Origin of the sequence: Amycolatopsis sp. M39 (genome assembly GCF_001651785.1) — a bacterium.
In the GTDB taxonomy this organism is placed as follows: Bacteria; Actinomycetota; Actinomycetes; order Mycobacteriales; family Pseudonocardiaceae; genus Amycolatopsis; species Amycolatopsis rubida.
On sequence record NZ_LWSF01000012.1, the window covers coordinates 133,825 to 160,576 of the forward strand.

Here is a 26,752-nt window from a genome sequence, read left to right on the forward strand (position 1 = left end):
CCCAGACCCGTACAACTCACCGCGACCACGCACCCCACCCGCGCGCACCCACTCCCCACCGCAGCCAACGCACCCGCCCACCCAGGCAGCCACACTCCCCCCGCCCCCGATACGAAGCCAAAAACACGGCGCGGGGGTGCTTGTCAAGGCATCTTTCCCGCCTTGACAAGCANCCCTTCGGGGTGCCCCACCCACCCCGGGCGCAATGTCGCCCCCAGGCGACGAGCCGCCCCCAGCAGGAACTCACAAATCCAACGCAGCCCTCAAAGCCACATCGATCTGCTCCTGCACATCCCCGTCCACCTCCGCGATCCGCTCAGCCAGCCAAGGCCGGTACAACCGCGTGAGATTCAACGTGGACACCCAATACCGGGCATCCACCGCCACCCCGAGAATGTCCTGCGGGTCCCGATCCAGCAGCTCGGTCCCCAGCAGCCAAGGCCGCTCGGACTCGTTCACCCCGTCCGAAGACAGGAGCACGACAGTCCGCTGCCGGGCAGGATCAGTAGGCGGGTGGTAAGTCCAAACCTCACCCCTGCGCACGCATCTCCTTCTCCGCAGCCGCCCGCTCCGCTTCGTCCGCTTCAGCCGACGAAGCGGCAGGCGCGACCGGAGCCCGCTGCGGGGTGTACCCAGTCCGAACCGCCTCGCGCCGGGCCGCCTTCGACAGCCAGGACGAGACCGAGATTCCGTGCGCTTTCGCGGCCCGCTCGGCGTACTCGAGCGCACCGGTGTCGAGCGAGAGTGTCACCTTACGTGTTGCCATACCTTTTACCGTACCACTCTCACAGCGTCGGCGACCTGCCCTCGAACGGGGTGGACAGTACGACGGTGGTCCGGGTGGACACCTTCGCGGCCTCGCGGATCCGCCGGAGCAGGTCTTCGAGGCCGAGCGGCGAAGCGACGCGCACCAGCAGGATGTAGGACTCGTCGCCGGCCACCGAGTAGCAGGACTCGATCTCGGTGATGTGCTGGATCCGCTGCGGGTAGTCGTCGGGCGCGGCCGGGTCGTTCGGGGTGAGCGAGATCAGCGCGGTGAGCGGAAGGCCGATCTGCTCGCCGTCGAGCCGGGCGGTGTAGCCCAGGATGACGCCGCGCTGTTCGAGACGACGCACCCGCTGGTGCACCGCCGAGACCGACAGCCCGACCCGTTCGGCGAGATCGGTGAAGCTGCGCCGCCCGTCGGCGGCGAGCTCCTGCACGATCGCCTGGTCGAGCGGTTCCAGCGGCCCGCTCATGCGTCCAGCACGACCAGTTCGTGCGGCCGCGTGTTCACCAGCTCGACGCCCGAGCCGGTGACGAGCACGATGTCCTCGATCCGGGCGCCCCAGCGGCCCGGCTGGTAAATGCCGGGCTCGACGCTGAAGGCCATGCCCTCCTCAAGCGGCAGCGCGTTGCCGTTGATGATGTAGGGCTCCTCGTGCACGTCGAGGCCGATGCCGTGGCCTGTGCGGTGGATGAAGTACTCGCCGAATCCGGCGGCGTCGATGACGTCGCGCGCGGCCTTGTCGATGCTCTCGGCGCTGGCGCCGGGGCGGACCGCGTCGACGGCGGCCTGCTGCGCGCGCTGCAGCACGGCGTAGGTCTCGGCGACGTCGGCGTCGCGGGGTTCGCCGATCGAGTAAGTGCGGGTGGAGTCGGAGTTGTAGCCCTCGGGCACCGGGCCGCCGATGTCGATCACGACGACGTCGCCGCGTTCGATGACGCGCTCGGACACGTCGTGGTGCGGGCTGGCGCCGTTGGGGCCGGAGCCGACGATGACGAAGTCGGCGTGCGTGTGGCCCTCTTCGACGATGGCGGCGGTGATGTCCGCGCCGACCTCGGCCTCGGTGCGGCCGGCGCGCAGCCATTCGCCCATCCGCGCGTGCACGCGGTCGATCGCCGCGCCCGCCTTGCGGAGGGCTTCGATCTCGGCGGCGTCCTTGCGCATCCGCAGTTCGCGCACGATCGGCCCGGCGAGGGCCTGCTCGGCGTCGCCGAACGCGGCGCGCAGGGACAGCACGTGCAGCGCCGGGGTGAAGTCGCTGACCGCGATCCGGCCGGGCTTGCCGAGCCGGTCGGCGACGAGCCGGTAGGGGTCGTCGCCGTCGACCCAGGTGAGCACCTCGACGCCGAGGGCGTCGGTGGGCACGTCGGCGTAGCCGGGGGCTTCGAGCTTCGGCACCACGAGCGCGGGGGTGCCGTCGGCGGGAATGACGAGAGTGGTCAACCGCTCGAACGAACCGCCCGCTTGGCCGAGCAGGTACCGCAGGTCGGATCCGGGCGCGACGAGCAGCGCGTCGGTGTTCGCGGCGGCCGCCGCTTTCGCGGCGCGGTCGAGACGGGCGCGGAGCGCGGCGGCGTCGGGAGCGGGCGTGTGGAGGGATCGGCTCGACATGACGCCGAGCCTAGTACCCGGCGCCGCCGCGTCAGTCCCGACCGGCCGAGGATGCGGCGGGACGGTCTTCTCGCAGGCCGGAGATCAACTGCACCAGCTGTTCGCGGAACTGTTCGTCGGCGACCGCGGCGCCGAACGCGCCGATGCCGTGCCGCTCGGCGTGGATCGCGCGCGCGTGCACTTCGCGCCCGGCCGCGGTGACCGCGACGAGCCGGCGGGGTCAGGCGCGCGGGCGACGAACTCTTCCCGGGAAAGCCGTTCGAGGGTGCGGCTCATCGTCTGGTCGGTCACCTCGCAGCGGCGGGCGAGCGCGCGCTGCGCGAGCGGGCCTTCGCCGAGCAGGTGGAGCACGATCAGCCCCGTGTGGGTCAGTCCCAGCTCCGCGAGCACCGCGGTCCACCGCTGTTCGACCAGCCGTGCCGCGACGGCGAGCAGCCGCCCGGTCGGCCAGGACGCCAGCTCGCCGGTGTCCGGCGCAGTCTTCCCTGGGTCCATCGGGCCTCTTCCGGGCGATATGTTCAGCGTACTGAACGTTTTGCCCCGTCGTCCGCCTGAAGGACTGTATCCGCCATGGCCGAGCCCGGTTTTCCGCCCGCGTCGAGCCGCCGCCGGATCCGCTGGATGCTGCCGGCGCTGCTCGTCGTCGTCTGGCTCGCCGTCGGCGGAGCCGGCGGGCCGTTCGCCGGAAAACTGAGCACCGTCTCGAAAAACGACAACGCCGCGTTCCTGCCGCGCTCGGCCGAGGCGACGCAGGTGCAGGACGAGCAGAAGGCGTTCGCTCCGCGTCCGACGCTGCCCGCGGTCGTCGTCGCCGAGCGCGAGTCCGGGCTGAGCGCCGCCGACCGCGCGTACCTCGGCGCGCTGCCCGCCCGCACCGCCGCGGTGGCCGGGGTCGCCGGTCCGGTGAAGCCCGCGACGTTCTCCGAGGACGGCAAGGCGGCGCAGCTCTCGGTGCCGGTCGACGCGGGCGGGAATCCGGCGGAGGTCGTCAAGGAGGTCCGGGCGAAGCTCGGCAGCGGCCCGGACGGGCTGACCGTGCTGGTCACCGGGCCGGGCGGGCAGATCGCGGACCTGGTGACCGCTTTCGGCGGGATCGACGGGGTGCTGCTGATCGTCGCGGGCGCGGTCGTCGCGCTGATCCTGCTCGTGGTCTACCGCAGCCCGCTGCTGCCGTTGCTCGTCCTGGTGTCGGCGGTGTTCGCGCTGGCCCTGGCGAGCCTTGTGGTGTACCTGCTGGCGAAAAACGACGTCCTCGCGCTCAACGGGCAGAGCCAGGGCATCCTCTCGATTCTCGTGTTCGGCGCCGCGACCGACTACGCGCTCCTGCTGGTCGCCCGCTTCCGGGAGCAGCTGCGCGACACCCCGAGCCGGTTCGAGGCGATGCGGCTGGCCTGGCGGGCGACGCTGGAACCGGTGGCGGCTTCGGCGGGCACGGTCGTCCTCGGCGTCCTGTGCCTGCTGTTCAGCGATCTCAATTCGAACAAGGGGCTCGGCCCGGTCGCCGCGATCGGGATCGGCGCCGCGCTGCTCGCCTCGACCACCTTCCTGCCCGCGATGCTCGTGCTGTGCGGACGGGGCGCGTTCTGGCCGTTCCGGCCGCGGCACGGTTCGCCGCATCCGGAGACGTCCGGGCTCTGGGGCCGGGTCTCCCGCATGGTCGGCGCCCGCCCGCGCGCGGTCTGGGTGCTGTCGGCGCTGGTGCTCGTCGCCGGGGCGGTGTTCCTCCCGCAGCTCAAGGCGTCCGGCACCGCGCAGTCAGACGTGTTCCTCGCCACCGTGGATTCGGTGACCGGCCAGGAAGTGCTGGGCAGGCATTTCGCCGCCGGGTCGGGCTCGCCCGCGGTGATCGTCGCCAACGCCGGAGCCGCCGGCGAGGTGGCCGAAGCCGCGCGCGTGCCGGGCGTCGCGACGGTCTTCCCGCTCGCCGGGCCCGACCGGCGTCCGCTCGAAGTCGCCGGACGGGTCCAATTGCTCGCGGTTCTTTCCGCGCCTGCCGATTCCGAGGACGCGGTCGCGACCGTCGGCAAGATGCGCGACGCGGTGCACGCGGTGCCGTCCGCGGAGGCGAAGGTCGGCGGGCAGACCGCGATCCAGCTCGACACGCAGCGGACCTCGCAACGGGACCGGGCGGTGATCATCCCGATCGTGCTGGTGGTGATCTTCGCCGTGCTGGCCCTGCTGCTGCGCGCGTTGCTGGCTCCGCTGCTGCTGATCGCGACGGTGGTGCTGTCGTTCGCCGCCACGATGGGGGTCTCGGCGCTGGTGTTCAACCACCTGCTGCACTTCCCCGGCGCGGATCCGGTGGTGCCGTTGTTCGGGTTCGTGTTCCTCGTGGCGCTCGGAATCGACTACAACATCTTCCTGATGACCCGGGTGCGCGAGGAGACGAAACGACGCGGCACCCGGGACGGCACGCTGCACGGGCTCGCGGTGACCGGCGGCGTGATCACCTCGGCCGGGGTGGTGCTGGCGGCGACGTTCTCCGCGCTGGCGGTGATCCCGATCCTGTTCCTCGCCCAGATCGCGTTCATCGTCGCGTTCGGCGTGCTGGTGGACACGCTGCTGGTCAGGTCGCTGCTGGTGCCCGCGCTGACCGTGGATCTCGGCCGGCGGATCTGGTGGCCGTCCCGGCTGGACCGGCGCGTCGGATGAGCGGACGGGCCCGGCGTGGCAGGCTGTCCGGGTGACCGGACCACTCGCCCTCCTCGATTCCGCGAGCCTCTACTTCCGCTCGTTCTACGCGCTGCCCGATTCGATGACCGCGCCCGACGGGACGCCGGTCAACGCCGTGCGCGGGTTCACCGACACGATCGCGCGCATCCTGACCGACCGCCGCCCGTCTCGGCTGGTCGCCTGTCTCGACGCGGACTGGCGGCCGAAGTTCCGCACCGATCTGCTGCCGAGCTACAAGGCGCACCGGGTCGCGGAGCCCGGAGACGGCGGGGCGGACGTCGAAGAGGTGCCCGACACGCTGACCCCGCAGGTGCCGGTCATCCTGGAAGTGCTGGAGGCGTTCGGGTTCGCCGTCGCGGAGGCCGAGGGGTACGAGGCGGACGACGTCATCGGCGCGCTCGCGACGCGGGAGAAGGACGCGCCGGTCGAGGTGATCACCGGCGACCGCGACCTGTTCCAGCTGGTGCGCGAGGAGCCGACGCCGACGTCGGTCGTGTACGTCGGGAAGGGCTGGGCGAAGGCGGAAGTGCTGGGGCAGCGCGAAATCGCCGAGAAGTACGGCGTTCCGGCCGAGCACGCCGGGCCCGCGTACGCGGACATGGCCGCGTTGCGCGGCGACCCGTCGGACGGGCTGCCGGGCGTGGCGGGGATCGGCGAGAAGACCGCGGCGAAGCTGATCACGCAGTTCGGTTCGCTGGAGGAACTCGTCGCCGCGGCCTCGGCCGGGGATTCGCGGGTGCCGTTGAAGACCCGGCTTCGCCTCTCCGACGCCGCGGATTATCTGGCCGTCGCACCCGCCGTGGTGCGGGTCGCGGTGGACGCGCCGGTCGTGCAGTCCGGGCCGGACGCGGTGCCGACCGCGCCCGCCGATCCGGACCGGGTGGCGGAGCTGGCCGAGCGGTGGAATCTGGGCCGTTCGGTGGAGCGGCTGCTGGCGGCGCTGCCCGGAGCTTGACCGTCGGGGAGGGTTCCCGTGCCGGAACCCTCCCGGTGGATCAGAAGTGCGTGCCGGTCCAGGGTGGCGTCCCGGTCCGGAACAGCGCGTCCACTCGCGCCAGCGTTTCCCCGCTCGCACCGGTGATCCGGCCGGACAGCGCGAGCGGACCGGCTTCCCAGGCGCCGAGGTACAGCATCGCCAGAGTGTCGACGTCGAGCTGGAGATCGGCGTCGGCCTCGGTGCGCTCGACCCCGCTGCCGCCGACCCGGTACCGGCCCTGGTTGTCCGGCAGCATCCGGTCGTTCACTTCCAGCACAACGGGTTCCGCGGAGCCGTACGCGCGGGCGGCGAGAGCCGCTTCGACATCGATCAGCCGCAGCCACAGCTCGTCGTCGACGCCGACGGTCTGCGCCCGGCGCGGGTCGACGAGCAGCAGCCCGACCGGATCGTCCACCGGACGGCCGCGCGCGTGCACGACCTCGATCAGGTCGACCGACAGCAGGAACCGCCACAGCCCGGCCAGCGCTTCCGGCGTCGCCGCGTGCAGTTCGTGGACTTCGAGCGCGGCGCCGCGTTCCGGGTCGAGGTAGGTGTTCTGCGGCACGACGTGGAAGACCGCGAAGCCGTCGTCGCCGTCCGGTCCACTGTGGACAGCGACGCGGTGGTTGCCGCCGTCTGGGCGGAGGTGCCAGGTGAACGCGATCGGCCACCAGAGTTCCGGACGCGCGATCCGGCCGGGGCGTCCGGTGTCGATCCGTTGGTACAGCGAGGGAATCGTCGCGATCGCCTCGTCGGTGGAAAGCAGCCGGACCCGGCCGGGGGCGACGACCGTTTCGCGCAGCGGAGCCGGTTGCTTGACCTGCATGGTGGCCATGCGGGTCGCGACGCCGTAGCCGAAGCGGCCGTAGATCAGCGCTTCGCTGGCGTGCAGTGCGGCGACGACGTGGCCGCGCCGCACGAAGTCGTGCAGCTGCCGGTCCATCATCGCGGTGAGCACGCCGCGGCGGGTCCAGTCGGCGCGGACGCCGACGCCGTCGACCGCCGCCATCGGCACCGCGGCGCCGCCGGGGACGGTGAGCGTGGCGGCGAACGAGCTGGCGATGCCGATGGGTTCGCTGTCGTGGAACGCTCCGGTCCGGCCGTCCGCCTTCCAGGAATCCGCGACCCGTGCCCAGCGCTCGTCCGAGGGCGGGTTTCCGTGCAGGGACCGCACCAGAAGGTCGAAAGTCGCGCGGCTTTCGGAGTCGGTGATCGGGCGTACCACGTAGTCGCTCATGCCCCGATTGAACCAACTTCCGCCGATGCGCGGCTATCGGATTTAGCCCGGCGGATCTACTGGGGCGGGTCGACGCGGTAGTTGCCGTCCGCGCCGGTCACCGTGATGGGGACGTGTTTCGTCGTGCCCGCGACGTCCACAGTGCACTGGAAGCGCGAGCCGTCGGCGACGGGCTGCCGGTCCGGGCAGGACACCGTGCCGACGTTCGCCACTTTGTAGTCGGTGGTGAGGAGCCGGGTGACGGCCGAGGCCATCGCCCGGGAGTCGAACACGCGCATCGCCGAGGAAGAGCTGGGCGCCGACGACGACGCGACGCCCGGCTGCGTGGGGCTGTTCGGCGTGACGGTGACGGTGTGGACGGGGGGCGGCGGCGTCCCGCTGTCGCAGCCCGCGGCGGCGAGCATTCCCCAGCCGCACAACAGCAGCACCCGCACGGCGCGCATCAAACCCGCTCCTCTGCGCGAAACGTCTGGTCAACGGTCAGAAGAACGTACCGCACCACACCGATTCGCGCGTGCCGAAGAGCACGTCGGCGGCTTCGGGCGCGGCCGCGTCGAGCACCTCGATCCGGCCGGTGTCCGCGAGCGCGGACGCACGCCAGGTTCCGAAGTAGAGCATCGCGAGGGTGTCCGCCGTGAGCCGCAGCGCGGGTTCCGCGTCCGTGCGGGAGGCGCCGCCGGGGCCGACGAGGTAGCGGCCGTCGTTGGCGGGCAGCGACCGGTCGGACACTTCGATGACGACCGGTTCGGCCGGGCCGTAGGCGCGGGCGGCGAGCGCGGCAGGCACGTCGACCAGCCGGAGCCAGCTCTCGTCGTCGGTGCTTTCGGTTTTCGCCGTCCGGGGGTCGGCGAACAGCAGCGCGTGCGGTTCGTCGAGCGGGCGCAGCGGGAGGACGATCTCGTCGACCAGGTCGACCGAGAGCAGGAACCGCCACAGTCCGGCGAACGCGGCCGGGTTGGCGTAGTGGAACGCCATCACCTGCAGCTTCCCGTGCTCGTGGGAGTCTTCCTCGACGTAGTAGGTCAGGTAGCCGTCGACGCCGTCCGGGCCCCGGTGCACGGCGGTCTGGACCAGTTTCGCGCGGCGGCGCAGCTGGGCCTCGTAACCCGGCCAGTAGATCTCCGACCGGGTCATCGCGGCGACGCGGCCCATCGCGGTCGCGGCGTACAGTTCCGGCCATTTCGGGGCGGCCTCGTCGATGCCGAGGACGGTGACCTCTCCCCCGTCCGGCACGTCCGGGCGCAGCTGTGCCCGGTGCTTGTCCACCACGACCCGGTTCGCGAGGGTCGCGATTCCGTAGCCGTAGCGGCCGTAGATGGCGCCTTCGGACGCGTGCAGCAGCGCGAGCGCGACACCTCGTTCGGCGAAGTCCGCCAGCTGCGCGGCCTGCAGCGCGCTGAGCACGCCGCGGCGGGTGCGTCCGGCGCGCACGCCGACGCCGGTGACCGCGGCCAGCGGAAGCCGCGCTCCGCCGGGCACGACCATTTCCGAGTCGAACGATCGGGTGGTGCCGATCAGCTCCGGGCCGAACACGCCCAGGACGCGGCCGTCCTGGTGCGCCCGGGCGGCCGGTTCCCATTCCTCGTCGGTGCCGGGCTGGACGTGCAGCGCGGCCCGGAACAGGTCCCAGGCCGCGCGGTGCTCGTCGGGGCGGAGGGTCCGGACGGTGTGGTCGCTCATGCCCCGATCATCGCCGGGGCGGCCACGCGACCGCCACCGATTTGCCCGGCGTCACTTCGCCGCGGGCGGCGAGACCTCGTAGTTGCCGTCGGAGCCCTTGACCGTGATCGGGACCTGCTGCGGTTTGCCGTTGATGGTGGCGGTGCACTCGAATTTCGCGCCGTCCTCCACCTTCTGCTCGGCCGGGCAGGTGACCCCGCTGACGCCCTGGATCTTGTAGGTGCCGGTGAGCAGCTTCGCGACGTCGGTCTGCATCTGGTTGTTGTTGAAGACCTGGGTCTTGAAGAAGCCGGGCGCGACGAAGCCGAGGATCGCCACGACGGCCACCACGACGACAAGCGCGCCGATCCCGATGAACAGGCCCTTCTTCGACCCGCCCGAGGATTCCGGGGCTGCCCCGCCGGGCTGGCCGTAGTCGTACTGCCCGGGCTGCTGGCCGCCGTACTGCTGCTGCGGCTCGCCGTAGGGCTGTTGCTGGCCGTAGGAGGGCGGTTGCTGCCCGTACTGCGGCGGCTGCTGGCCCCACTGCGGCTGCTGCGGCGGTTGCTGCTGTTGCGGGTAGCCGCCGGGCTGCTGGCCGTACTGCGGGTCCTGACCGTAGGGCTGCTGGCCGTACTGCTGGGGCGGGTACGGCTGCTGCTGCGGCCCGCTCTGCGGGTACGCGCCGCCTGGCTGCTGCCCGTAGTTGGGGTCCTGGCCGTAGGGCTGTTGCCCGTACTGGGGCTGCTGCCGCGGGTCGTTGCCGCCATACGGCGTGCTCATCGTTAGCCTCCGCCTTCGTGTGTCCGCATCCGCCGGCCGGGCCGCGGGTGTCGTGCGCGATCCAACCACAGGTCTGGACCTGGCACACGTGTCCGCGCGCAGTCGCTACTAACGTGTGCCCTCGCGGTCACGCCGCGCCCGCGGCCACGACGCCGCGGCGCAGCGCCCGGACCGCCTGCGCGGCGGCCGAACCGACCGGGTCCTGTTTGCCGAGGACGTCGCGGACCTGGTCGAGCAGGTCGATGACCTGGCGGCACCAGCGGACGAAGTCGCCCGCGGACAGCTCCTGTCCGTTGGTCTCGGCCGCGGTGAGGACTTTCTCCAGTGATTCGCCGCGCGCCCAGCGGTAGACCGGCCACGCGAATCCGGCGTCGGGTTCGCGGGTGCGGTCGAGGCGGTGGCGGCGTTCGTCCTCGGTCAGCTCGACCCACAGCCTGCTGGTTTCCTGCCACGCGCCGGGTACCGCGCCGCCGGGCAGGCGGGGTTCGCCCGCCGTGTCGCGGCGGGCCTCGAACACGAGCGTGGACACGACGGCCGCGAGTTCGGCCGGGCCGAGGCCGTTCCAGACGCCGTGCCGGATGCATTCGGCGGCGAGCAGGTCGGATTCGCTGTAGAGGCGGGTGAGGCGGCGGCCGTGTTCGGTGACGCGGTCCTCGCCGTCGCCGGGGCGGACGTAGCCGCGTTCGCCGAGCAGCCGCAGGATCCGGTCGAACGCGCGGGCCAGCGAGTGCGTGGTGGCCGCGACCTTGCGTTCGAGCTGTTCGGTTTCGGCGGAGAGGCGCTGGTAGCGCTCGACCCAGCGGAGGTTGGCCTCGCGTTCGGCGAGGCCGTGGCACGGGTGGGCGCGCAGGGCGCGGCGCAGCGAGGCGAGTTCGGCGTCGTCGGCGGCCGCGGTGCGGCGGCGCTGGCGGCCGGGCAGGGCGATGCCGGCGTTGCGCAGCGACGAGGCGATGTCGCGGCGGGTCTTGGGCGAGCGCAGTTCGAGGTGCTTGGGCAGCTTGATCCGGCCGAGCGCTTCGACCGGGGCCGGGAAGTCGGCGACCGACAGCGGCCCAGACCAGCGGTCCTCGGTGACGACGACCGGCCGCGGTTCGCGGATCGGGTCGAGGCCGGGGTCGACGACCACGGCGAGCCCGGCGCGGCGGCCCGCCGGGACCGGGATGACGTCGCCCTTGCGCAGTTTCTCCAGCGACTGGGCGGTCTCGGCGCGGCGGGAGGAGGTGTTCTGCCGCGACAGGATCTTCTCGCGGGCGGAGATCTGCGCGCGGAGCTCGACGTACTCCAGCATCTGCTCGAAGTCGCCGGAGATCGCGGCGGTGTAGCCCTTGAGGGCTTCCTTGTTGCGTTCGATCCGCCGTGCGGTGCCGACGACCGACCGGTCGGCCTGGAACTGCGCGAACGACTGTTCCAGCAGGTCGCGGGCAGCGTCCGCGCCGACCTGGGCGACGAGGTTGACCGCCATGTTGTAGCCGGGGCGGAACGAGGAGCGCAGCGGGTACGTGCGGGTGGACGCGAGCCCGGCGACGGCCTTCGGGTCGACCCCGGGCTGCCAGGCGACGACGGCGTGGCCTTCGATGTCGATGCCCCGGCGGCCGGCGCGGCCGGTCAGCTGGGTGTACTCGCCCGGGGTGAGGTCGACGTGCGCCTCGCCGTTGTATTTCACGAGCCGTTCGAGCACGACGGTGCGGGCGGGCATGTTGATGCCCAGCGCCAGGGTTTCGGTCGCGAACACGACCTTGACCAGGCCGCGGACGAACAGTTCCTCGACGGTTTCCTTGAACGCGGGCAGCAGCCCCGCGTGGTGGCCCGCGAAGCCGCGTTCGAGCGCCTCGCGCCATTCCCAGTAGCCGAGGACGCCGAGGTCGCCCTCGGGCAGCTCGGCGGTGCGCTCGTCGACGATCCGGCGGATCTCCTCGACCTGGTCGGGGCCGTTGAGCCGCAGGCCGGAGCGGACGCACTGGGCGACCGCGGCGTCGCAGCCGGCGCGGGAGAAGATGAACACGATCGCGGGCAGCAGCCCGGCGTGGTCGAGCCGTTCGACCACGTCGACGCGCGAGGGCGGCCGGAACCTCGGGCCGCGTGGCGGGCCTCCCCGGCGGCCGCCGCGCGGGCCGCGGAAGTTAGGGGCGAACCGGCCCATGTCGTCGGTTTTGCGCAGCAGCGTGGGGTTGATCCGCAGCTGCTCCCCCGGGTCGGCCTCGTTCTGGCCGGCGAACAGGTCGAGCAGCTGGTTGCCGACCAGCATGTGCTGCCACAGCGGGACCGGGCGGTGCTCGTCGACGACGACGGTGGTGTCGCCGCGGACCTCGACGAGCCATTCGCCGAATTCCTCGGCGTTGCTGACCGTGGCGGACAGGCCGACGACGCGGACGTGGCCGGGCAGGTGGAGGATCACTTCCTCCCAGACCGCGCCGCGGAAGCGGTCGGCGAGGTAGTGGACCTCGTCCATGACGACGTAGCCGAGTTCGGGGATGGCGGAGCTGCCCGCGTAGAGCATGTTGCGCAGCACCTCGGTGGTCATGACGACCACCTGGGCGTTGCCGTTGATCGAGGTGTCGCCGGTGAGCAGGCCGACGGCGTCGTTGCCGTAGCGTTCGACGAGGTCGGCGTACTTCTGGTTCGACAGCGCCTTGATCGGCGTGGTGTAGAAGCATTTGCGGCCCTCGGCGAGGGCGAGGTGGACGGCGAACTCGCCGACCACGGTCTTGCCCGCCCCGGTGGGGGCGCAGACCAGGACGCCGTGGCCCTCTTCGAGCGCTTCGCAGCCGCGGATCTGGAAATCGTCGAATTCGAAGGCCGATTCGGCGGAAAACCGGGTCAGCTGGGGGTGCTTGGCGCGGCGACGGGAGGCAGCGTAGGCCTCGGCCGGCGATGGTGAAGGGCTAGTGGCCACCCCGTCAGGGTTCCACACGCCCCCGACATTCCGCACGCGGTGTGGGCAAGGCCCTCGTGAGTGGCGATCCCGGTGAGAACCGGCGCCGCCACTCACGGCACCACCGCAGCGCCGCCGTGGCCGGGCCACCGTCGCATGGGCCGCGCGCGGGCAGGTCGTGAGTGGCGATTCCGGTACTAACCGTGGTCAGCACTCACGACACCACTGTGAGCGCGGAGGGCACGCAGGCCAGCTCGACCGGTGCCTGGCCTTGGTCTTCGCCGTCGGCGTAGACGGGCCAGCCGGGTGCTTCGATGCGCAGGGTGCGGGTGCGGAAGGTTTCGACGCTGGGCTTGTGCACGTGTTCGCCGGTGCGCAGCTGCGGCAGCATCCGGAGCAGGCGGACGCGGCCGGGTGCGCCGATGACGGTGACGTCGAAGAGGCCGTCGCCGGGGTCGGCGTCCGGGCAGATCGGGATGCCGCCGCCGTAGTACGGGGTGTTGCCGACGGCGATGAGGCTCGTGTCCCCGGACAGGACGCCGTGGTCGGTGTGCACGACGATCGGGCTGGGCCGGAACGCGGCGAGTTCGGCGAGGATCGCCAGGTCGTAGCGGCGGGGTCCGGCGGGCCAGCGCATCGCGTTCGCGCGGGCGTTGACGGCGGCGTCGAATCCGGCGCACAGCACGGTGGCGAACCAGGTGCCGCCGACGCGGCCGAGGTCGACGCTGCGGCGGTGCCCGGTTTGCAGGGCTTTGGCGAGGGCGTCGGTCGCGGCGCGCGGGTCGGCGGGGACGCCGAGGGCGCGGGCGAAGTCGTTGCCGGTGCCGGAGGGGACGAGGCCGAGCGCGACGCCGTGGTCGGCACAGAACTGGACGCCCTGGTGGGCCGCTCCGTCGCCGCCGAGGACGATCAGCACGTCGAGGCCTTCGGCGTGCGAGGACCGCATGAGTGCGCGGGACTCCTCGACGCTGGTGGCGCTGAGGAGGTCGAGCCGGTCGACGGCGGGCCGGAGCCGCGCCGCGACCGCTTCGGCCAGGCGGGCGGCCGCGCCGCGACCGGAGGCCGGGTGCACCGCCAGTGCTGCGTTCAGGCCCACGATCAGGTGATGTCGTCGGTGGAGCCGGAGCGGCCGGACGCCGGTTTCCGCGCGGCCGGTTCCTCGCCGTCGGCGCTGGTCGGCGTGTAGGTGAACGGCGCGGCCTCGTCGTCGGCGAGCTGGTCCCAGCCCTCGTCGTGGCGGACGCGGTCGAGCTTGCGGTCGTGGAAGCGGGCGAGCTGGATCGAGATCTCGAACAGCAGGGTGAGCGCGGCGGCGAGGCCGAGCATCGAGAACGGGTCCGATCCGGGGGTGGCGAACGCGGCGAACACGAACAGCGCGAACACGATGCCGCGGCGCCACTTCTTGAGCTGCTGGTACTTGAGCACGCCGACGCGGTTGAGCATCACGACGAGCAGCGGCAGTTCGAAGCTGACGCCGAAGATCACCAGCAGCGACAGGATGAACGAGATGTACTTGTCGCCGGTGAGGGCGGTGACGAACTGGTCCTGGCCGAACCCGGCGAGCAGCGCGAGCGCGTGCGGGACGAGCAGGTAGGCCAGCACCGCGCCGGCGGCGAAGAGCACCGAGGCGAAGCCGACGAAGGTCAGCGCGTACTTGCGTTCCTTGGCGTAGAGGCCGGGGGCGATGAACGCCCACAGCTGGTAGAGCCAGGCCGGGGACAGCAGCACCGCGCCCGCGGCGACGCCGACCTTCAGGCGGAGCATGAAGACTTCGAACGGGACGGTCTGCAGCAGGCGGCAGCCGGTTTCGCCGCCGAACCGCTGCGAGGCGGGGATGGCGCAGTACGGGTGCGTCATGATGTCGCCGAGCGACGGGATCGGCCCGAATCGCTGGCCGAACCAGATGAACCCGAAGATCGCGCCGATCACGACGAAAACGACCGCCCAGCCGAGGCGGCGGCGGAACTCGTAGATGTGCTCGATGAGCGTCATCGTGCCGTCGGGGTTTTTCCGACGGCTGCGCCGGCTCCGCTTGCTGGGCCGGCTGCCGTTGCCGTTGGCGGCTTCCGCCACTGGTCGTTCCGTTCTCGTCAGAGCCCGCCGGGGCGCGCCGCACCGGCGCGCCGCCGTGGACCGGGGACCGGGTGGTGCGCGCGGAGGGTCAGCTCGCGTTCTTCTGCGGCTGGTCGGCCGGGGCCGCCTGCTGCTTCTTCAGTTCGTCGAGCTGGCGCTGGAGGTCGGCGACCTGCTGGTCCTGCGCGGTCTGCGCCGGCGCGGGAGGGGCGATGTGCCGGGTGTCGGCGGACTCGGCCTCGGCTTCGGCCTTCTGTTCGCCGGTCAGGTCCTTGGTCTCGGCCTTGAAGATCTTCATGGACTTGCCGATGGACCGGGCCGCGTCCGGGAGCCGCTTCGCTCCGAACAGCAGAACCACCACGAGCACCAGAACGATGATGTGCCACGGCTGCAGCGCGTTCATGGTCGGCTGCCCTCCTTGTCTGGGGTCTGTGCCGATGTTACTTGTTGCCGGGCGCCGGGCGGCGTTCGGCCACGGCCACACGGAGTGCCGCGGACCGGGCCCGGAGGAGTCCGGTCCGGTCGTGGGTGTCCGCACTGACCATGCTCATGGTGCGGCGGAAGCGGCGCAAGACTCCGGCGGTCCGTACCAGCAGCAGGGCCAGGACGAGCAGGCCGGCCGCGAGCAGCACATAGACGGGCAGGTACGGCACTGAAACCACCTTATCGGTCGGAGATGGACATGAGGTGACGGGCACGCGCCACGGCGTCGGCGGCCCGGCGACCGACCGCCTCGGCGAGTGTGGCGGGGCTCTCCACCTGGGCGTCCCCGCCGAGGCTGAGCACGAGGCGGACCATCCAGGGCTCGTCGCTGTAGCGCATGGCGATGCGCAGGCGCCCGCCGTCGAGTTCGGCCAGTTCCTCGCACGGGTAGTACTCGGCGACCCAGCGGGCGTCGGGGTCGAGCACGAGATGGGCGACCCGCTGATCGGGACGGGCGGAGAAGACTCCGTCGGACAGGTCGGTGGGCCGCGCATGGGCGGGCGGAGCCGCGGGTTCGGCCAATACGGTGAGCGCGTCCACCCGATCGAGGCGGAAGAGCCGGACGCCTTCGACGCGACGGCACCACGCTTCGAGGTAGCCGACGCCTTGGACGATGACCAGCCGCATCGGGTCGACGGTGCGTTCGGTGATCTGGTCGCGCGAGGCGGTGTAGTAGCGCATCCGCAGCGCGCGGCCGTCCTGGAGCGCGCCGGAGACGGTCTCGCGGGTGCGGGCGGCGCGGGCTCCTTCGCGCACTCCTCCCCCGACGACGACTCCGGCCGGGCGGGCCTGCCCGGCGGCGTCCTCGATTTTGGCGATGGCGCGGCGGACCGCGTCGCCGTCGGCCACGCCCGGCGTTTCGGCGAGCGCGCGCAGCGCGACCAGCAGTGCGGTGGCTTCGCCGCCGGTGAGGCGCAGCGGGCGGCTCATCCCGGCGTCGTGGGTGACGACGATGGTGTCGCCCTCGAAGGACAGGTCGATGAGGTCGCCGGGGCCGTAGCCGGGCAGCCCGCACATCCACAGCAGTTCGAGGTCCTTGCGCAGCTGGCGCGGGGTGACGTCGAAGTCCTGCGCGGCCTCGTCGATCCGGATGCCGGGGCGCGCCAGCAGGTAGGGCACGAGCGCGAGCAGTCTCGGCATGCGTTCGCCGGAGGCGCTCATCGGACGCTGCCCCGCCCGGCGCGGGCGAGCACGGCCTCAAGCCGGTGCTGCACGGATTTGGCCAGCACGTCCGGTTCGAGGACGAGCACGTCCGGTCCTTGGGCGGCGATCCAGTCGGCGGCCGATTCCGGGAAGTACAGGCCGATCTCGATCACGTCGCCTTCCTCGNCCTTCCTCGCCCGCGACGGTCTCGCGGCCCACGACGTCGCCGCGGCGGCGGACTCCGGCGGCGCGGCCGTCGGCGATCCACATCCGGGCGGTGGTGACCGGGGCCGGGTCTTCGCCGCCGCCGGTGACCGAGACCAGCTGCATCAGGTTGACGCCCTCGGGCCGGACGACCGCGCCCGGTTTCCCGATCGCGGCGACCTTTCCGGTGACGCGGGAGAGCCGGAAGCAGCGGGGCGCGTCGCGGTCGCGGTCGTGCCCGACGACATACCAGCGGGCGCGCCAGGACACGACGCCCCACGGTTCGAGCGTGCGGATGCGGCGTTCGGGCGAGCCGCTGCGCCGGTATTCGAAGCGAACCGCCTGCCCGGCCTGGACGGCGGCGAGCATCGGCGCGAACGCCGGTTCCGCGCGCACCCGCGGCTCGATCACGGTGGGTGCCTGGTCGTCGACCTCGACGCCGGCCGCGCGCAGTTTCACCAGTGCGCCCTGGGCCTGTCCGGTGAGTTCGGGCGAGTCCCAGAGCCGGACGGCGAGCCCGACGGCCGCGGCCTCGTCCGGGGCGAGGTCGATCTCGCCGAGTTCGTAGTCGCGGCGGGCGATGCGGTAGCCCTCGACCGGGTCGAAGACGGAGTTGCGGCCGGTTTCGAGCGGGATGCCGAGTTCCCGCAGTTCGGTCTTGTCCCGCTCGAAGGTGCGGAAGAAGGCGTCGTCGCTGGCCGCGTCGGCGTACCCGGGCACGATCCCGCGGATCCGCTCGGCGGTGAGGTACTGCCGGGTGGAGAGCAGGGCCAGCACGAGGTTGACCAGCCGTTCGGCGCGTGCGGTGGACACCAGACGACTCTAGCTCTCCCCGCCGCGCGCGATCGCGAGGTCCGGCCCTCGCGCGTCGCGCCTGGTCAGCCCGCGTGCGGCGGCGGGACCCTCCGCGCCCGCGCCGTCACGCACCGCCGTTGCGGGCGGCTTCCCTGCCCGGAACGGGTTCGCTCTTACGGAACCAGCTTCGCCACTCGTCCCTGGGTCCCGCTGGCCCAGCACGCACCCGACCGCGTGCAGTCGACAGTGTCGAAACTGCCGCTGTCGAACGACGCCCAGTGCCGTCCCCCGTCGCGGCTCAGATCGCTCCCGCCAGGTCCGACAGCCAGCACCGTGCCGCCGCGCCAGGCAAGCCCGGATCGATACCCGGCAGGATGCTCCGGCGGGGTGCGCCAGCTGCGCCCGCTGTCGCGGCTCACCGCGACAGCCGGACCGGGCGCGGTCGGATTGGCGTAGTCGCCCCCGATCGCGACGCCCTGCCACGGCGTGCGGAACGCAACCGCGAACACTCCGGCCGACGCACTGCTCGGCAACGGAGTCTCGGCCGCGGTCCAGTGCCGCCCGCCGTCGCCGGAGTGCAGGACGCGTGCATGCGCTCCGCCGCCGGTGGCAAGCCACGCGTCGAACGGCCCGGACGTGGTGATGCACTGGCCGCTGGCAGCGAACCCGGCTTCGCCAGGTTCCGCGGGCGGGAACGCGTTGTCCGGGATCTGCTTCCAGCTGCGGCCGCCGTCGAAGGTCGCCTGCACGCGGAACTTCCCGTTTACCGGGTCGCTCATCGCGAGACCGCGCCACGGGTCGAAGAAGGCGAGGCAGTCGTAGAACGCGGCGGAATCGGGATTGCCGAACGTCTGCCGCCAGTGCTTCCCGCCGTCGTCGGTGCGGTAGATGCGGGAATCCGGTCCGGGCCCGATCGACAGCACGACCGCGTGGTCGGCGTCGAAGGCCTCGATGTCGCGGAACTCGAGCTTCCCGGTATCCGGCGGCCCGACCGGCTGCCAAGTGCTACCGCCGTCGACCGTCCGCAGCACGGTGCCCTGAGTGCCGCTGACCCACGCGACCCGCTCGCTCACCGCGGACAGGCCGCGGAACTGCGCGGCGGTGTCCGCGAGCAGGAGCCGCCACGACGGCAGCGAGGAGGCCGCGGCGACCCCGCCCAAGGACATCGACAGCACCGCGACGAGGACCAGGACGCTCCGGAACGCACGCATGCGGAGATCTTGCCGCAGCCGGGTGACGACTTTCGTCGGGTTCTCCGCCCGCGGCAACGGTTTCCGGTGCCCGAACCGCTCGCACCACGACGCGGAAACGCGGCGGCGTGCGGAGGGCAAGTTTCGGCGCGGCCACCGGGCCCATGCCGAAACTTGACCGCCTCGATTCAGCTCATGACCGTCCGCGGGCTGCCCGGATGACCATGTCTTCAGGTCCGAACGCCGCGTTCAGGCCCAAGGGCACCGCTGACCCGGGCAGGTGCATCTCACGACGCACCTGCGACACCGGCTGAAGGTCCTGGCGTCGGCGACCGCGGGCCGGGGCCGCATCGCGCCTCCGGACGCCGGGCTGAACGGCGATCCGCCCGCGACGAGGAAGTCCGCGCCGACAATCACAGCGAGCCGATGAGCCGCTCGACCCGCTCGTCGACCGACCGGAACGGGTCCTTGCACAACACGGTCCGCTGCGCCTGGTCGTTCAGCTTCAGATGCACCCAGTCGACCGTGAAGTCCCGCCCGGCCGCCTGCGCCGCCGCGATGAAGTCGCCGCGGAGTTTCGCCCGGGTGGTCTGCGGCGGGGTGTCCTTGGCCGCCTCGATCTCGCCGTCGTCGGTGACGCGCCGGACGAGTCCCTTGCGCTGCAGCAGGTCGAAGATGCCCCGGCCGCGGCGGATGTCGTGGTAGGCCAGGTCGAGCTGGGCCACCCGCGGGCTGGACAGGTCCAGGTCGTGCTTGGCCCGGTACCGCTCGACCAGGCGGTGCTTGATCGCCCAGTCGATCTCGGTGTCGATCTTGCTGAAGTCCTGCTCCTCGACCGCCTCCAGCGCCCGGCCCCACAGCTCCACCACGCGCTCGTTGGCGGGCGTGGACCCGTTCTCCTTCAGATGCTGGACAGCGCGGGCGTGGTACTCCCGCTGGATGTCCAGCGCGGACGCCTCGCGCCCGCCGGCGAGCCGGACCTGGCGGCGTCCGGTGAGGTCGTGGCTGATCTCCCGGATCGCGCGGATCGGGTTGTCGAGGGTGAAGTCGCGGAACTGGACCCCGGCCTCGATCATTTCCAGCACCAGGTGCGCCGATCCGACCTTCAGCATCGTGGTGGGCTCGGCCATGTTGGAGTCGCCGACGATGACGTGCAGGCGCCGGTAGCGCTCGGCGTCGGCGTGGGGTTCGTCGCGGGTGTTGATGATCGGCCGGGACCGGGTGGTGGCGCTGGAGACGCCTTCCCAGATGTGCTCGGCGCGCTGGGAGAGGCAGTACACCGCGCCGCGCGGGGTCTGCAGGACCTTGCCCGCGCCGCAGATGAGCTGGCGGGTGACGAGGAAGGGCAGCAGCACGTCGGCGATCCGGGAGAACTCCCCGGCACGGGTCACCAAGTAGTTCTCGTGGCAGCCGTAGGAGTTGCCCGCGGAGTCGGTGTTGTTCTTGAACAGGAAGATGTCGCCGCCGATGCCCTCGTCGGCGAGCCTGCGCTCGGCGTCCACGAGGAGGTCCTCAAGGATCCGCTCGCCTGCTTTGTCGTGCGTGACGAGCTGGGTCAGGTCGTCGCACTCGGCCGTCGCGTACTCCGGGTGCGAGCCCACGTCGAGGTAGAGCCTGGAGCCGTTGGACAGGAACACGTTGGAGGAGCGTCCCCACGAGACGACCCGCCGGAAGAGGTAGCGCGCGACCTCGTCGGGCGAGAGCCTGCGCTGGCCGTGAAAGGTGCACGTGACCCCGAACTCGGTCTCGATGCCAAAGATCCGCCGCTGCATCCCACCAGAGTAGGCGCTGGACCCCCGCGGAAGGTGCGCCGTTCGGGCGGCGACACGCGGTCGGTACGTTGCAAGTGGTGACATTGCGGCGGAAACCGGTCGTCGGGACCGGGTGCGGAGCCGGCGCGGCCAGCGGAGGTGGACGACAGTGTTCCAGCAGGTCGGCCGGGCGTTCCGGCAGGTAGGGCGGCGGGACCGGGCCCTGATGCGGCGCAGTGCGGCGCTCCCCCGCACCCGGGCCGACGACGTGCTGACCGCGTTGTCCCGAAGTGCGGACAAATCGCGGCTCTGGTGGGGCGTGGCGGCCGTGCTGGCAGTCCGGAAGGGCCCGGCGCGGCGGGGCGCGCTGCGCGGGATCGCCGCCGTCGCGGGGGCGAGCGCCGCGGCGAACCTGGTCGCGAAGCCGTTGTTCCCCCGCCGCCGTCCGGCCGAGGAAGAGGTTCCCGCACACCGTCAGCTGCGCAAACGGCCGACGTCGTCGTCGTTCCCGTCCGGGCATTCGGCTTCGGCCGCCGCGTTCGCGACCGCGGTCGCGATGGAGTCGCCGCGGGCCGGGCTGGCGATCGTGCCGCTCGCCGGGGCGGTCGCGTACTCGCGGGTGCACACCGGCGTGCACTGGCCGAGCGACGTCGCCGCGGGGCTCGCGATCGGGACCGGCGTCGCCGTGCTGACCCGGCACTGGTGGCCGTTGCACCCCGACGTCCGCGCCCGCACCGCCCATGCGGCGGAGGCACCGGAGATGCGCGACGGCGAGGACATGCTGGCGCTGGTGAACCCGCATTCGGGGGTCAACGGCCAGGACCCGGCCGAGGACGTCCGCCACGCGTGGCCGAAGGCGTCGCTGATCTACCCGGACCCGTCGCGGGATCTGCGCGAGCAGCTCGCCGACGAGATCGAGGCGCACGGCTCGGTCCGCGCGCTCGGTGTGGCGGGCGGGGACGGGACGGTCGCGGCCGTGGCGTCGGTCGCCGCCGAACGCGGGCTGCCGCTGGCGCTCATCCCGGCCGGGACGCTCAACCACTTCGCCCGCGACGTCGGGGTCCGGTCGATGCCGGACGCGGACGAGGCGACCGAGGGCGGGCACGCGGTCGGCATCGACCTGGCCGAGGTCGAGATCGACGGCTCCGGCGAACCCGAGCATCGCTGGTTCGTCAACACCGCCAGCCTAGGCGGGTACCCGGAAATGGTGCGGCTGCGGGAAAAGCTCCAGACCCGGTTCCCGAAGTGGCCGTCCGCGGCGATCGCGCTGGTGCGCGCGATGCGGCGCGCGAAACCGCTGCGGGTGGAGCTGAACGGGAAGCCGGCCCAGGTGTGGCTGATCTTCATCGGCAACGGCACCTACGCGCCGAAGGGGTTCGCGCCCTCGCGGCGCCCGGCGCTCGACACCGGCCTGCTCGACGTCCGGTACGTGCGGGCCGACGTGCGCTGGTCGCGGATCAGATTCGTGCTCGCGAGCCTCACCGACAGCCTGCACGCGAGCCACGTCTACCGGCAGCGGGACCTGCCGGAACTGCACGTGCGGCTGCTCGACGGGAACCGCCGGGTCGCCACCGACGGCGAGGTCGGGCCGCTCGGGCGGGAGTTCCGGTTCCGGTCGCGGCCCAGCGCGCTGACCGTCTACCGCAATCCGGACAGCGACTCCTGACCGCGTCGTGCCCTCAGGTCCGTCCGGCGGCGTTCGGGCGGGTACCGTGTGCTTCACCGCAGTGCCCGGCTCTCCGGCACTGACCTGCGCGTTTGCCGTCAGCTCGCCGCACCGGAGAGCGACCCTTGACTATTTCTTTACCTTTTCTCAACGAATCCACAGCCAGCCCTCAATAGCGTGATCTTCGAGGTGCGGACTGCCCTGTCCGCGCCAGTTCACGGCAGGGGTCTCTTCAGTGCGTTTTTCCTCCCGCGGTCGCAGCTGCCCGTCTCCGGCAGGCCGCGGATGACCAGGCTGCTCCCGCAGGCTGTCGACCCCGTCCTGCCCCCGTCGGTCACCTCCCAGGCCAGGGACCTCGGGCCGCTCGAATCCCCCTTGCTGTGGCTCGCGTTCGCCGGTGCCGCGACGGCGGTGCTGGCCGTCACCATCGCGCTCGCGCACCGCCGCCGCGCGCGCCGCTGGGGCGTCAGCGGGTCGATCGCGCTGTTCCTGATCGCCGCGATCACCGCGGTGAACAGCTACGTCGGCTACGTCCGCACGCCCAGCGACCTCGGCAGGCTGCTGCAGCGCGGTTCCGGCGCGATGAACGTCGCGGGCACCCTCCTGCGCGGCACCAGCGACGATCCGGCCGAAGACTCCGACCCCAGCACCGCCGGCAGCTCCAGCGGCGGCTCCCCCGCCGCCCGCCCGGCGGCTCCGTCCAACGCCAACGGCAGCATCGAGGTGCTGAACGTCCCCGACCCGGCGCACGGCGTGCGGAACGGCGAGAACTACGTCGTCCTCCCGGCCGGCTACCACGATCCGGCGAGCGCGGCCAAGCGCTACCCGGTCGTCTACCTCATCCACGGCTACCCCTACGGCGGGCCGCGCGACTGGCTCACCTCCGGCTCCGCGCCGCAGACGCTGAAGAGCCTCGAAGACGCGAACGTGATCCAGCCGATGATCATCGTGAGCGTCGACCTCACCGCCAACCGGCCGAGCACCGACTGGGAATGCCTGAACGTCCCGGGCGGACCGCAGCTGGAGACGTATCTCGCCAGCAGCATCGTCCCGTCGGTCGACAAGCACTACCGCACCTTCGCCGACCGCGGCCACCGCGCGCTCGGCGGCATGTCCGGCGGCGGATTCGGCGCGCTGAACATCGGGCTGCACCACCTCGGCGAGTTCGGCACGCTGCTGATCTCGCTGCCGTATGACGACCTGAACGACTCGGTCGGCGTCCTCGGCGGCAACCAGGCGGCGATCGCGGCGAACACCCCGCGCCGCTACATCCCGACGATGCCGTTCCCGCAGAAGATCGCCGTGATGCTCACGGTCGGCACCGGCGCGCCGACCGACGTCGCGACCGCGCACCGCATCGCCGGTTCGCTCCAGCGGCGCGGCCAGGAGGTCGTGGTGCACGCCGAACGCGGCTTCAACCACACCTGGCACACCGCCCGCGCGACGCTCCCCTACATGCTCGCCTTCGCCGATCAGAACTTCCGCACCGCGCCTGCCGCCTCCTGAGCGGATCCTCCGGAAAAATATCTTCCGGGCCCTGTCCATCCGGGCGAGCGCCGTTCGTGGTGAGGTCAGTGCGGCACTCCGGCCGCGCTGACCGACGAAGGAGCCCGACCATGAAGTACCTGCTGCTGATCCACGCTTCCGCGGCCACCGAGCAGGGCGGGGCCGCCGGCTGCGAGCCCGCCGACTGGATGGCCTACGACCAGGAAGTCCGCGACGCGGGGGTGTTCGTCAGCGGGGAGTCGCTCGCCGATCTCGTGACCGCGACCAAGGTCCAGGTGGGCGCCGACGGCGAGCGGTCGATCACGACCGACGGCCCGTTCGCCGAGACCCGCGAGCTGCTCGGCGGGTTCTACGTGCTGGACGTGCCCGACCTCGACGCGGCGCTCGACTGGGCCGCCCGCTGCCCGGGTTCCCGGGACGGTTCGGTCGTGGTGCGCCCGATCGCCGACTTCGATGCCTGACGCCCGAGCGTCCGTGGCGGCCGTGTTCCGCGAGGAGCACGGCCGCCTGCTCGGCGCGCTCGTCCGCCGTTTCGGCGACCTCGACCTGGCCGAGGAGGTCGCCGCCGAAGCGGTGGAGGCCGCGCTGGTGCGCTGGCCGGTCGACGGCGTCCCGCCGAAACCCGGCGCGTGGCTGATGACGACCGCGCGCCGCAAGGCCGTCGACCGGCTCCGCCGCGACCAGGCGTACGCGGCGAAACTGGCCGTCCTGCAAGCGGAATCCGACCGCGGCGACCCTCCCCCGCTGCCCGGGGCCGACGGCGACCTGCCCGACGACCGGCTCCAGCTGTTCTTCACCTGCGCCCACCCCGCGCTGGCCGCCGAGGACCGCCTCGCGCTCACGCTGCGCTGCCTCGCCGGGCTCACCACGCCCGAGGTGGCGCGGGCGTTCCTGGTGCCGACCGCGACGACGGCGAAGCGGATCGCGCGGGCCAAGAACCGGATCCGCGACCACCGCATCCCGTTCCGCGTCCCGTCCGGCGACGAGCTGCGCGCCCGGCTGCCCGGCGTGCTGCAGGTGCTGTACTCGCTGTTCACCGAGGGCTACGCGGCCCGTTCCGGCCCGGACATCCAGCGTCCGGACCTGGCCGAGGAAGCCATCCGGCTGGCCCGCATCCTGCACCGTCTCCTGCCCGACGAGCGCGAAATCACCGGACTGCTGGCGCTTCTGCTGCTGGCGCACGCCCGCCGTGCCGCCCGCACCGGGCCGGCGGGCGAGTTCGTCCTGCTCGAAGACCAGGACCGGACCGCCTGGGACGCGGCGCTGATCGACGAAGGGCGCACGCTGGTGCCGGTCGCGCTGACCGGCGGCCCGCCCGGGCCGTACGGGGTGCAGGCAGCGATTGCCGCCCTCCATGCCGAAGCACCGGACGTCGCGCGCACCGACTGGCCGCAGATCGTCGCGCTGTACGACATTCTGCTGACTCTCACACCGACGCCGGTGGTCGCGCTCAACCGGGCGGCCGCGGTGGCGATGCGCGACGGACCCGAAGCCGGACTGGACCTTCTGGACGGGTTAGCCGACGAGCCTCGGCTGCGGGGCTACCACCCGTACGCCGCCGCTCGCGGAGACCTGCTGCACCGCCTCGGCCGCGACGACGAAGCAGCAACGGCGTACCAGGAAGCGTTGGCCAGCGCCGGAACCGAGCCGGAACGCGCGCATTTGCGTCAGCGGCTGGAGTCGCTCTGACTCGGTGCCCGCCGGCCCAGCACCGGGTCGACGAGCCTCGTCAGCGGTCCGGAAAGCGTCTGGCCGTGCCGCCGGAACAAGCCGGCGCGGGAATCGAACCGGCCTAGCTCCGCCAGCACGGTCGCGGACAGGTCGCACGCTCCCGCCGGTCTCGCAGACGACGCCGTCCCAGCCGATCGCCGTGCGGGACACCGCTTCGAACAGCGTCTCCCCGCTGTCGCCGGAAAACCCCGGACTCGCCGCCAGCTCGGTCCGCTGTCCGAACAGCGCTCCCCGACCGGGACCCACCTGCCGATCTCGAACTCCAGCCGCGCCACCAGCACCCGTGACGGCACCAGGAACTTCAGCCGCGGAAACCTCGGATACCAGAACCGGCCGACCCCGCACCCGAGCCGGAATCCCCTGCGCCCGCGCGACTCCCGCCAGAATCGCCAGCCGCTGGCTGCACGAACCCCGCCCGCGGCGCAACGTCCGCGAGATCGGCTGCCGCTCCCGCACCGGATACACCGGCCGCACCGCGCCGCCGATCACCCGCGACCCGCCAAACCGGTCCTCGGACGCGGTCGCCCGCACCAACGGCTGCACGCACGGATCGCGCCAAGTAGAGAATCGCCGCCGGCACCCGCGGCGGAACCGGCCCCGGCGACACCAGCGCACACGTCACCACGCCAGTATCCGCGAAAAACAACCCTGGGCCGCCGGTTCATCCGGCCGCCCACCGTGAACTGCTGTGCGTGAGGGGAACCCTGAGGGAATCAGATTCCCCCAGGGCGGCCCTCACGCACCTTGGCGGGAGCGAAGTGCGACGCGACCTGGTGCAGCCCAGCCGGTCGACCGCGCGCGGCAGCTACTGAGAAACCTCAGCGCGGCACGTCATTCCTTCTCGGCCGAACCCTCGCCGGAACCCTTGTCCGAGTCCTTGCCCTCGCCGGAGTCGTCCGGCTTCTCGGCAGGCTCCTCCTTCTCCGGCAGCAACGCCTCCAGCGCCGCCCCCGACAACCGCCGGAACGCCCGCCGCGGCCTCGCCCGGTCCAGCACCGCGACCTCGAGCTTGATCTCCGCCTCGGCCGCCGCCCCATTCCCGTTCGACGACGCCGCGGTCGCCCGCAACCCCTCGATCGCGGTCGCCAGCGCCGTCCGCAGATCGTGCTCCGGGTCCACGACATCCTTCAGCTTCGTGCTGATCGGCTCCGTCGTCCCGCCCATCACCACGAACGGCGACTCGTCGAAAATCGACCCGTCGAAGGTCAACCGGTACAGCTGGTCCTCCGCGGCGGTCGCCCCGACCTCGGCCACGCACACCTCGACCTCGAACGGCTTGAGCTGCTCGGTGAAAATGCTGCCCAGCGTCGCCGCGTAAGCGTTCGCCAGCGCCCGCGCACTCACATCCCGCCGGTCGTACTGGTAGCCCTTCAGATCCGCGTGCCGGATCCCGGCCACCCGCAGATTCTCGAACTCCGAATACCGGCCCACCGCGGCGAACCCGATCCGGTCGTAGATCTCGGACACCTTGTGCAGCGTCGCCGACGGATTCTCCGCCACGAACAGCACGCCGCCCGCGTACTTCAGCACCACCACGCTCCGGCCCCGCGCGATCCCCTTGCGCGCCAGCTCGGAACGCTCCCGCATCAGCTGCTCGGGAGAGGCATACAACGGCATCGTCACGGTGTCGGCT

24 protein-coding genes and 2 pseudogenes are annotated in these 26,752 nt (G+C 72.1%); 6 read left to right on the forward strand and 20 right to left on the reverse strand.

What is annotated here, in order from left to right:
* Positions 1–243: 243 nt before the first annotated feature.
* From A4R44_RS25085 to A4R44_RS25105, 5 genes are all read right to left on the reverse strand, one after another.
* Positions 244–543, reverse strand: a complete 300-nt coding sequence (locus A4R44_RS25085; protein WP_067585532.1) for a hypothetical protein — start codon at positions 541–543, stop codon at positions 244–246.
* Positions 530–766, reverse strand: a complete 237-nt coding sequence (locus A4R44_RS25090; RefSeq protein WP_037806448.1) for a hypothetical protein — start codon at positions 764–766, stop codon at positions 530–532. The genes A4R44_RS25085 and A4R44_RS25090 overlap by 14 nt, the downstream gene beginning before the upstream one ends.
* Positions 767–785: 19 nt before the next feature.
* Positions 786–1,238, reverse strand: coding sequence for an Lrp/AsnC family transcriptional regulator (locus A4R44_RS25095; RefSeq protein WP_009078207.1), 453 nt, complete (start codon positions 1,236–1,238; stop codon positions 786–788).
* The gene (locus A4R44_RS25100; RefSeq protein WP_067585535.1) at positions 1,235–2,377 is read right to left on the reverse strand and encodes a Xaa-Pro peptidase family protein; all 1,143 of its coding nucleotides are present in this window, start codon (positions 2,375–2,377) and stop codon (positions 1,235–1,237) included. Before A4R44_RS25100 ends, A4R44_RS25095 begins: the two co-directional genes overlap by 4 nt.
* Positions 2,378–2,461: 84 nt before the next feature.
* Positions 2,462–2,872 carry a MarR family winged helix-turn-helix transcriptional regulator gene (locus A4R44_RS25105; protein ID WP_067585538.1) on the reverse strand — a complete coding sequence of 137 codons (411 nt, stop codon included), beginning with the start codon at positions 2,870–2,872 and terminating at the stop codon, positions 2,462–2,464.
* Between the two features lie 75 nt (positions 2,873–2,947).
* On the opposite strand from A4R44_RS25105, the gene A4R44_RS25110 reads away from it, so the two are divergent.
* Together A4R44_RS25110 and A4R44_RS25115 are read left to right on the forward strand one after the other, a co-directional pair.
* On the forward strand, positions 2,948–5,029 hold the full coding sequence (locus tag A4R44_RS25110) for an MMPL family transporter (protein ID WP_067585541.1): 2,082 nt from the start codon (positions 2,948–2,950) through the stop codon (positions 5,027–5,029).
* A gap of 31 nt (positions 5,030–5,060) precedes the next feature.
* Positions 5,061–6,005, forward strand: coding sequence for a 5'-3' exonuclease (locus A4R44_RS25115; RefSeq protein ID WP_067585545.1), 945 nt, complete (start codon positions 5,061–5,063; stop codon positions 6,003–6,005).
* Between the two features lie 40 nt (positions 6,006–6,045).
* Here the strand turns inward: A4R44_RS25115 and A4R44_RS25120 are convergent, their stop codons facing one another.
* From A4R44_RS25120 to pafA, 13 genes and pseudogenes are all read right to left on the reverse strand, one after another.
* Positions 6,046–7,263 carry a GNAT family N-acetyltransferase gene (locus A4R44_RS25120; RefSeq protein ID WP_067585548.1) on the reverse strand — a complete coding sequence of 406 codons (1,218 nt, stop codon included), beginning with the start codon at positions 7,261–7,263 and terminating at the stop codon, positions 6,046–6,048.
* A 56-nt stretch (positions 7,264–7,319) separates the two neighbouring features.
* Complete coding sequence (locus A4R44_RS25125; RefSeq protein ID WP_067585550.1) at positions 7,320–7,706, reverse strand: DUF4333 domain-containing protein; 387 nt, start codon at positions 7,704–7,706, stop codon at positions 7,320–7,322.
* A 37-nt stretch (positions 7,707–7,743) separates the two neighbouring features.
* Positions 7,744–8,943: a GNAT family N-acetyltransferase gene (locus tag A4R44_RS25130; protein ID WP_067585553.1), complete on the reverse strand. Its 1,200-nt coding sequence runs from the start codon at positions 8,941–8,943 to the stop codon at positions 7,744–7,746.
* 51 nt (positions 8,944–8,994) lie between these two features.
* On the reverse strand, positions 8,995–9,705 hold the full coding sequence (locus tag A4R44_RS25135) for a DUF4333 domain-containing protein (RefSeq protein ID WP_067585556.1): 711 nt from the start codon (positions 9,703–9,705) through the stop codon (positions 8,995–8,997).
* A gap of 127 nt (positions 9,706–9,832) precedes the next feature.
* Positions 9,833–12,598, reverse strand: a complete 2,766-nt coding sequence (locus A4R44_RS25140; protein ID WP_067585559.1) for an RNA helicase — start codon at positions 12,596–12,598, stop codon at positions 9,833–9,835.
* Between the two features lie 193 nt (positions 12,599–12,791).
* Entirely contained in the window at positions 12,792–13,673 is an 882-nt protein-coding gene (locus A4R44_RS25145; protein ID WP_067585562.1) for a diacylglycerol kinase family protein, read from the reverse strand.
* A 2-nt stretch (positions 13,674–13,675) separates the two neighbouring features.
* Positions 13,676–14,650 carry a twin-arginine translocase subunit TatC gene (gene tatC / locus A4R44_RS25150; RefSeq protein ID WP_067585565.1) on the reverse strand — a complete coding sequence of 325 codons (975 nt, stop codon included), beginning with the start codon at positions 14,648–14,650 and terminating at the stop codon, positions 13,676–13,678.
* Between the two features lie 88 nt (positions 14,651–14,738).
* The gene (tatA, locus tag A4R44_RS25155) at positions 14,739–15,053 is read right to left on the reverse strand and encodes a Sec-independent protein translocase subunit TatA (RefSeq protein ID WP_067585568.1); all 315 of its coding nucleotides are present in this window, start codon (positions 15,051–15,053) and stop codon (positions 14,739–14,741) included.
* A 37-nt stretch (positions 15,054–15,090) separates the two neighbouring features.
* A complete protein-coding gene (locus tag A4R44_RS25160) occupies positions 15,091–15,303 on the reverse strand; it encodes a bacteriophage holin (protein ID WP_037370413.1) in 213 nt (70 codons plus the stop codon).
* Between the two features lie 10 nt (positions 15,304–15,313).
* Positions 15,314–16,294 (reverse strand): YafY family protein, encoded by a 981-nt coding sequence (locus tag A4R44_RS25165; protein WP_067585571.1) that lies wholly within the window; start codon positions 16,292–16,294, stop codon positions 15,314–15,316.
* Positions 16,291–17,293: pseudogene (locus tag A4R44_RS25170) on the reverse strand (helix-turn-helix transcriptional regulator). Before A4R44_RS25170 ends, A4R44_RS25165 begins: the two are co-directional and overlap by 4 nt.
* Before the next feature lie 155 nt (positions 17,294–17,448).
* Positions 17,449–18,486 carry an oxidoreductase gene (locus A4R44_RS25175; RefSeq protein ID WP_067585695.1) on the reverse strand — a complete coding sequence of 346 codons (1,038 nt, stop codon included), beginning with the start codon at positions 18,484–18,486 and terminating at the stop codon, positions 17,449–17,451.
* A 392-nt stretch (positions 18,487–18,878) separates the two neighbouring features.
* Positions 18,879–20,237 (reverse strand): Pup--protein ligase, encoded by a 1,359-nt coding sequence (pafA, locus tag A4R44_RS25180; protein ID WP_037806466.1) that lies wholly within the window; start codon positions 20,235–20,237, stop codon positions 18,879–18,881.
* A 205-nt stretch (positions 20,238–20,442) separates the two neighbouring features.
* On the opposite strand from pafA, the gene A4R44_RS25185 reads away from it, so the two are divergent.
* The 4 genes from A4R44_RS25185 to A4R44_RS25200 all read left to right on the forward strand — a co-directional run bounded on the left by A4R44_RS25185 (position 20,443) and on the right by A4R44_RS25200 (position 25,077).
* The gene (locus tag A4R44_RS25185) at positions 20,443–21,882 is read left to right on the forward strand and encodes a bifunctional phosphatase PAP2/diacylglycerol kinase family protein (protein WP_202505912.1); all 1,440 of its coding nucleotides are present in this window, start codon (positions 20,443–20,445) and stop codon (positions 21,880–21,882) included.
* A 285-nt stretch (positions 21,883–22,167) separates the two neighbouring features.
* The gene (locus A4R44_RS25190; RefSeq protein ID WP_067585697.1) at positions 22,168–23,388 is read left to right on the forward strand and encodes an esterase family protein; all 1,221 of its coding nucleotides are present in this window, start codon (positions 22,168–22,170) and stop codon (positions 23,386–23,388) included.
* A gap of 110 nt (positions 23,389–23,498) precedes the next feature.
* Positions 23,499–23,849 carry a YciI family protein gene (locus A4R44_RS25195; protein WP_067585577.1) on the forward strand — a complete coding sequence of 117 codons (351 nt, stop codon included), beginning with the start codon at positions 23,499–23,501 and terminating at the stop codon, positions 23,847–23,849.
* Positions 23,842–25,077, forward strand: a complete 1,236-nt coding sequence (locus tag A4R44_RS25200) for an RNA polymerase sigma factor (RefSeq protein ID WP_067585580.1) — start codon at positions 23,842–23,844, stop codon at positions 25,075–25,077. Before A4R44_RS25195 ends, A4R44_RS25200 begins: the two co-directional genes overlap by 8 nt.
* Positions 25,078–25,467: 390 nt before the next feature.
* Here the strand turns inward: A4R44_RS25200 and A4R44_RS52580 are convergent.
* Both A4R44_RS52580 and prcA read right to left on the reverse strand, forming a co-directional pair.
* A pseudogene (locus A4R44_RS52580) lies at positions 25,468–25,734 on the reverse strand (hypothetical protein); the annotation flags it as partial.
* 216 nt (positions 25,735–25,950) lie between these two features.
* On the reverse strand, positions 25,951–26,742 hold the full coding sequence (gene prcA, locus A4R44_RS25205; protein WP_093576514.1) for a proteasome subunit alpha: 792 nt from the start codon (positions 26,740–26,742) through the stop codon (positions 25,951–25,953).
* Positions 26,743–26,752: the final 10 nt, after the last annotated feature.

What these genes read in the sequence shown, in the direction of transcription:
- A4R44_RS25120 (WP_067585548.1), bottom strand. Translation starts at nt 7,263, where the DNA reads ATGAGCGACTACGTGGTACGCCCGATCACCGACTCCGAAAGCCGCGCG.
- tatA (WP_067585568.1), bottom strand. Translation starts at nt 15,053, where the DNA reads ATGAACGCGCTGCAGCCGTGGCACATCATCGTTCTGGTGCTCGTGGTG.
- A4R44_RS25190 (WP_067585697.1), top strand. Translation starts at nt 22,168, where the DNA reads ATGACCAGGCTGCTCCCGCAGGCTGTCGACCCCGTCCTGCCCCCGTCG.
- A4R44_RS25165 (WP_067585571.1), bottom strand. Translation starts at nt 16,294, where the DNA reads ATGAGCGCCTCCGGCGAACGCATGCCGAGACTGCTCGCGCTCGTGCCC.
- pafA (WP_037806466.1), bottom strand. Translation starts at nt 20,237, where the DNA reads ATGCAGCGGCGGATCTTTGGCATCGAGACCGAGTTCGGGGTCACGTGC.
- A4R44_RS25175 (WP_067585695.1), bottom strand. Translation starts at nt 18,486, where the DNA reads ATGCGTGCGTTCCGGAGCGTCCTGGTCCTCGTCGCGGTGCTGTCGATG.
- A4R44_RS25195 (WP_067585577.1), top strand. Translation starts at nt 23,499, where the DNA reads ATGAAGTACCTGCTGCTGATCCACGCTTCCGCGGCCACCGAGCAGGGC.
- A4R44_RS25125 (WP_067585550.1), bottom strand. Translation starts at nt 7,706, where the DNA reads ATGCGCGCCGTGCGGGTGCTGCTGTTGTGCGGCTGGGGAATGCTCGCC.
- A4R44_RS25105 (WP_067585538.1), bottom strand. Translation starts at nt 2,872, where the DNA reads ATGGACCCAGGGAAGACTGCGCCGGACACCGGCGAGCTGGCGTCCTGG.
- A4R44_RS25100 (WP_067585535.1), bottom strand. Translation starts at nt 2,377, where the DNA reads ATGTCGAGCCGATCCCTCCACACGCCCGCTCCCGACGCCGCCGCGCTC.
- A4R44_RS25130 (WP_067585553.1), bottom strand. Translation starts at nt 8,943, where the DNA reads ATGAGCGACCACACCGTCCGGACCCTCCGCCCCGACGAGCACCGCGCG.
- A4R44_RS25110 (WP_067585541.1), top strand. Translation starts at nt 2,948, where the DNA reads ATGGCCGAGCCCGGTTTTCCGCCCGCGTCGAGCCGCCGCCGGATCCGC.
- A4R44_RS25090 (WP_037806448.1), bottom strand. Translation starts at nt 766, where the DNA reads ATGGCAACACGTAAGGTGACACTCTCGCTCGACACCGGTGCGCTCGAG.
- A4R44_RS25135 (WP_067585556.1), bottom strand. Translation starts at nt 9,705, where the DNA reads ATGAGCACGCCGTATGGCGGCAACGACCCGCGGCAGCAGCCCCAGTAC.
- A4R44_RS25095 (WP_009078207.1), bottom strand. Translation starts at nt 1,238, where the DNA reads ATGAGCGGGCCGCTGGAACCGCTCGACCAGGCGATCGTGCAGGAGCTC.
- A4R44_RS25200 (WP_067585580.1), top strand. Translation starts at nt 23,842, where the DNA reads ATGCCTGACGCCCGAGCGTCCGTGGCGGCCGTGTTCCGCGAGGAGCAC.
- A4R44_RS25185 (WP_202505912.1), top strand. Translation starts at nt 20,443, where the DNA reads ATGCGGCGCAGTGCGGCGCTCCCCCGCACCCGGGCCGACGACGTGCTG.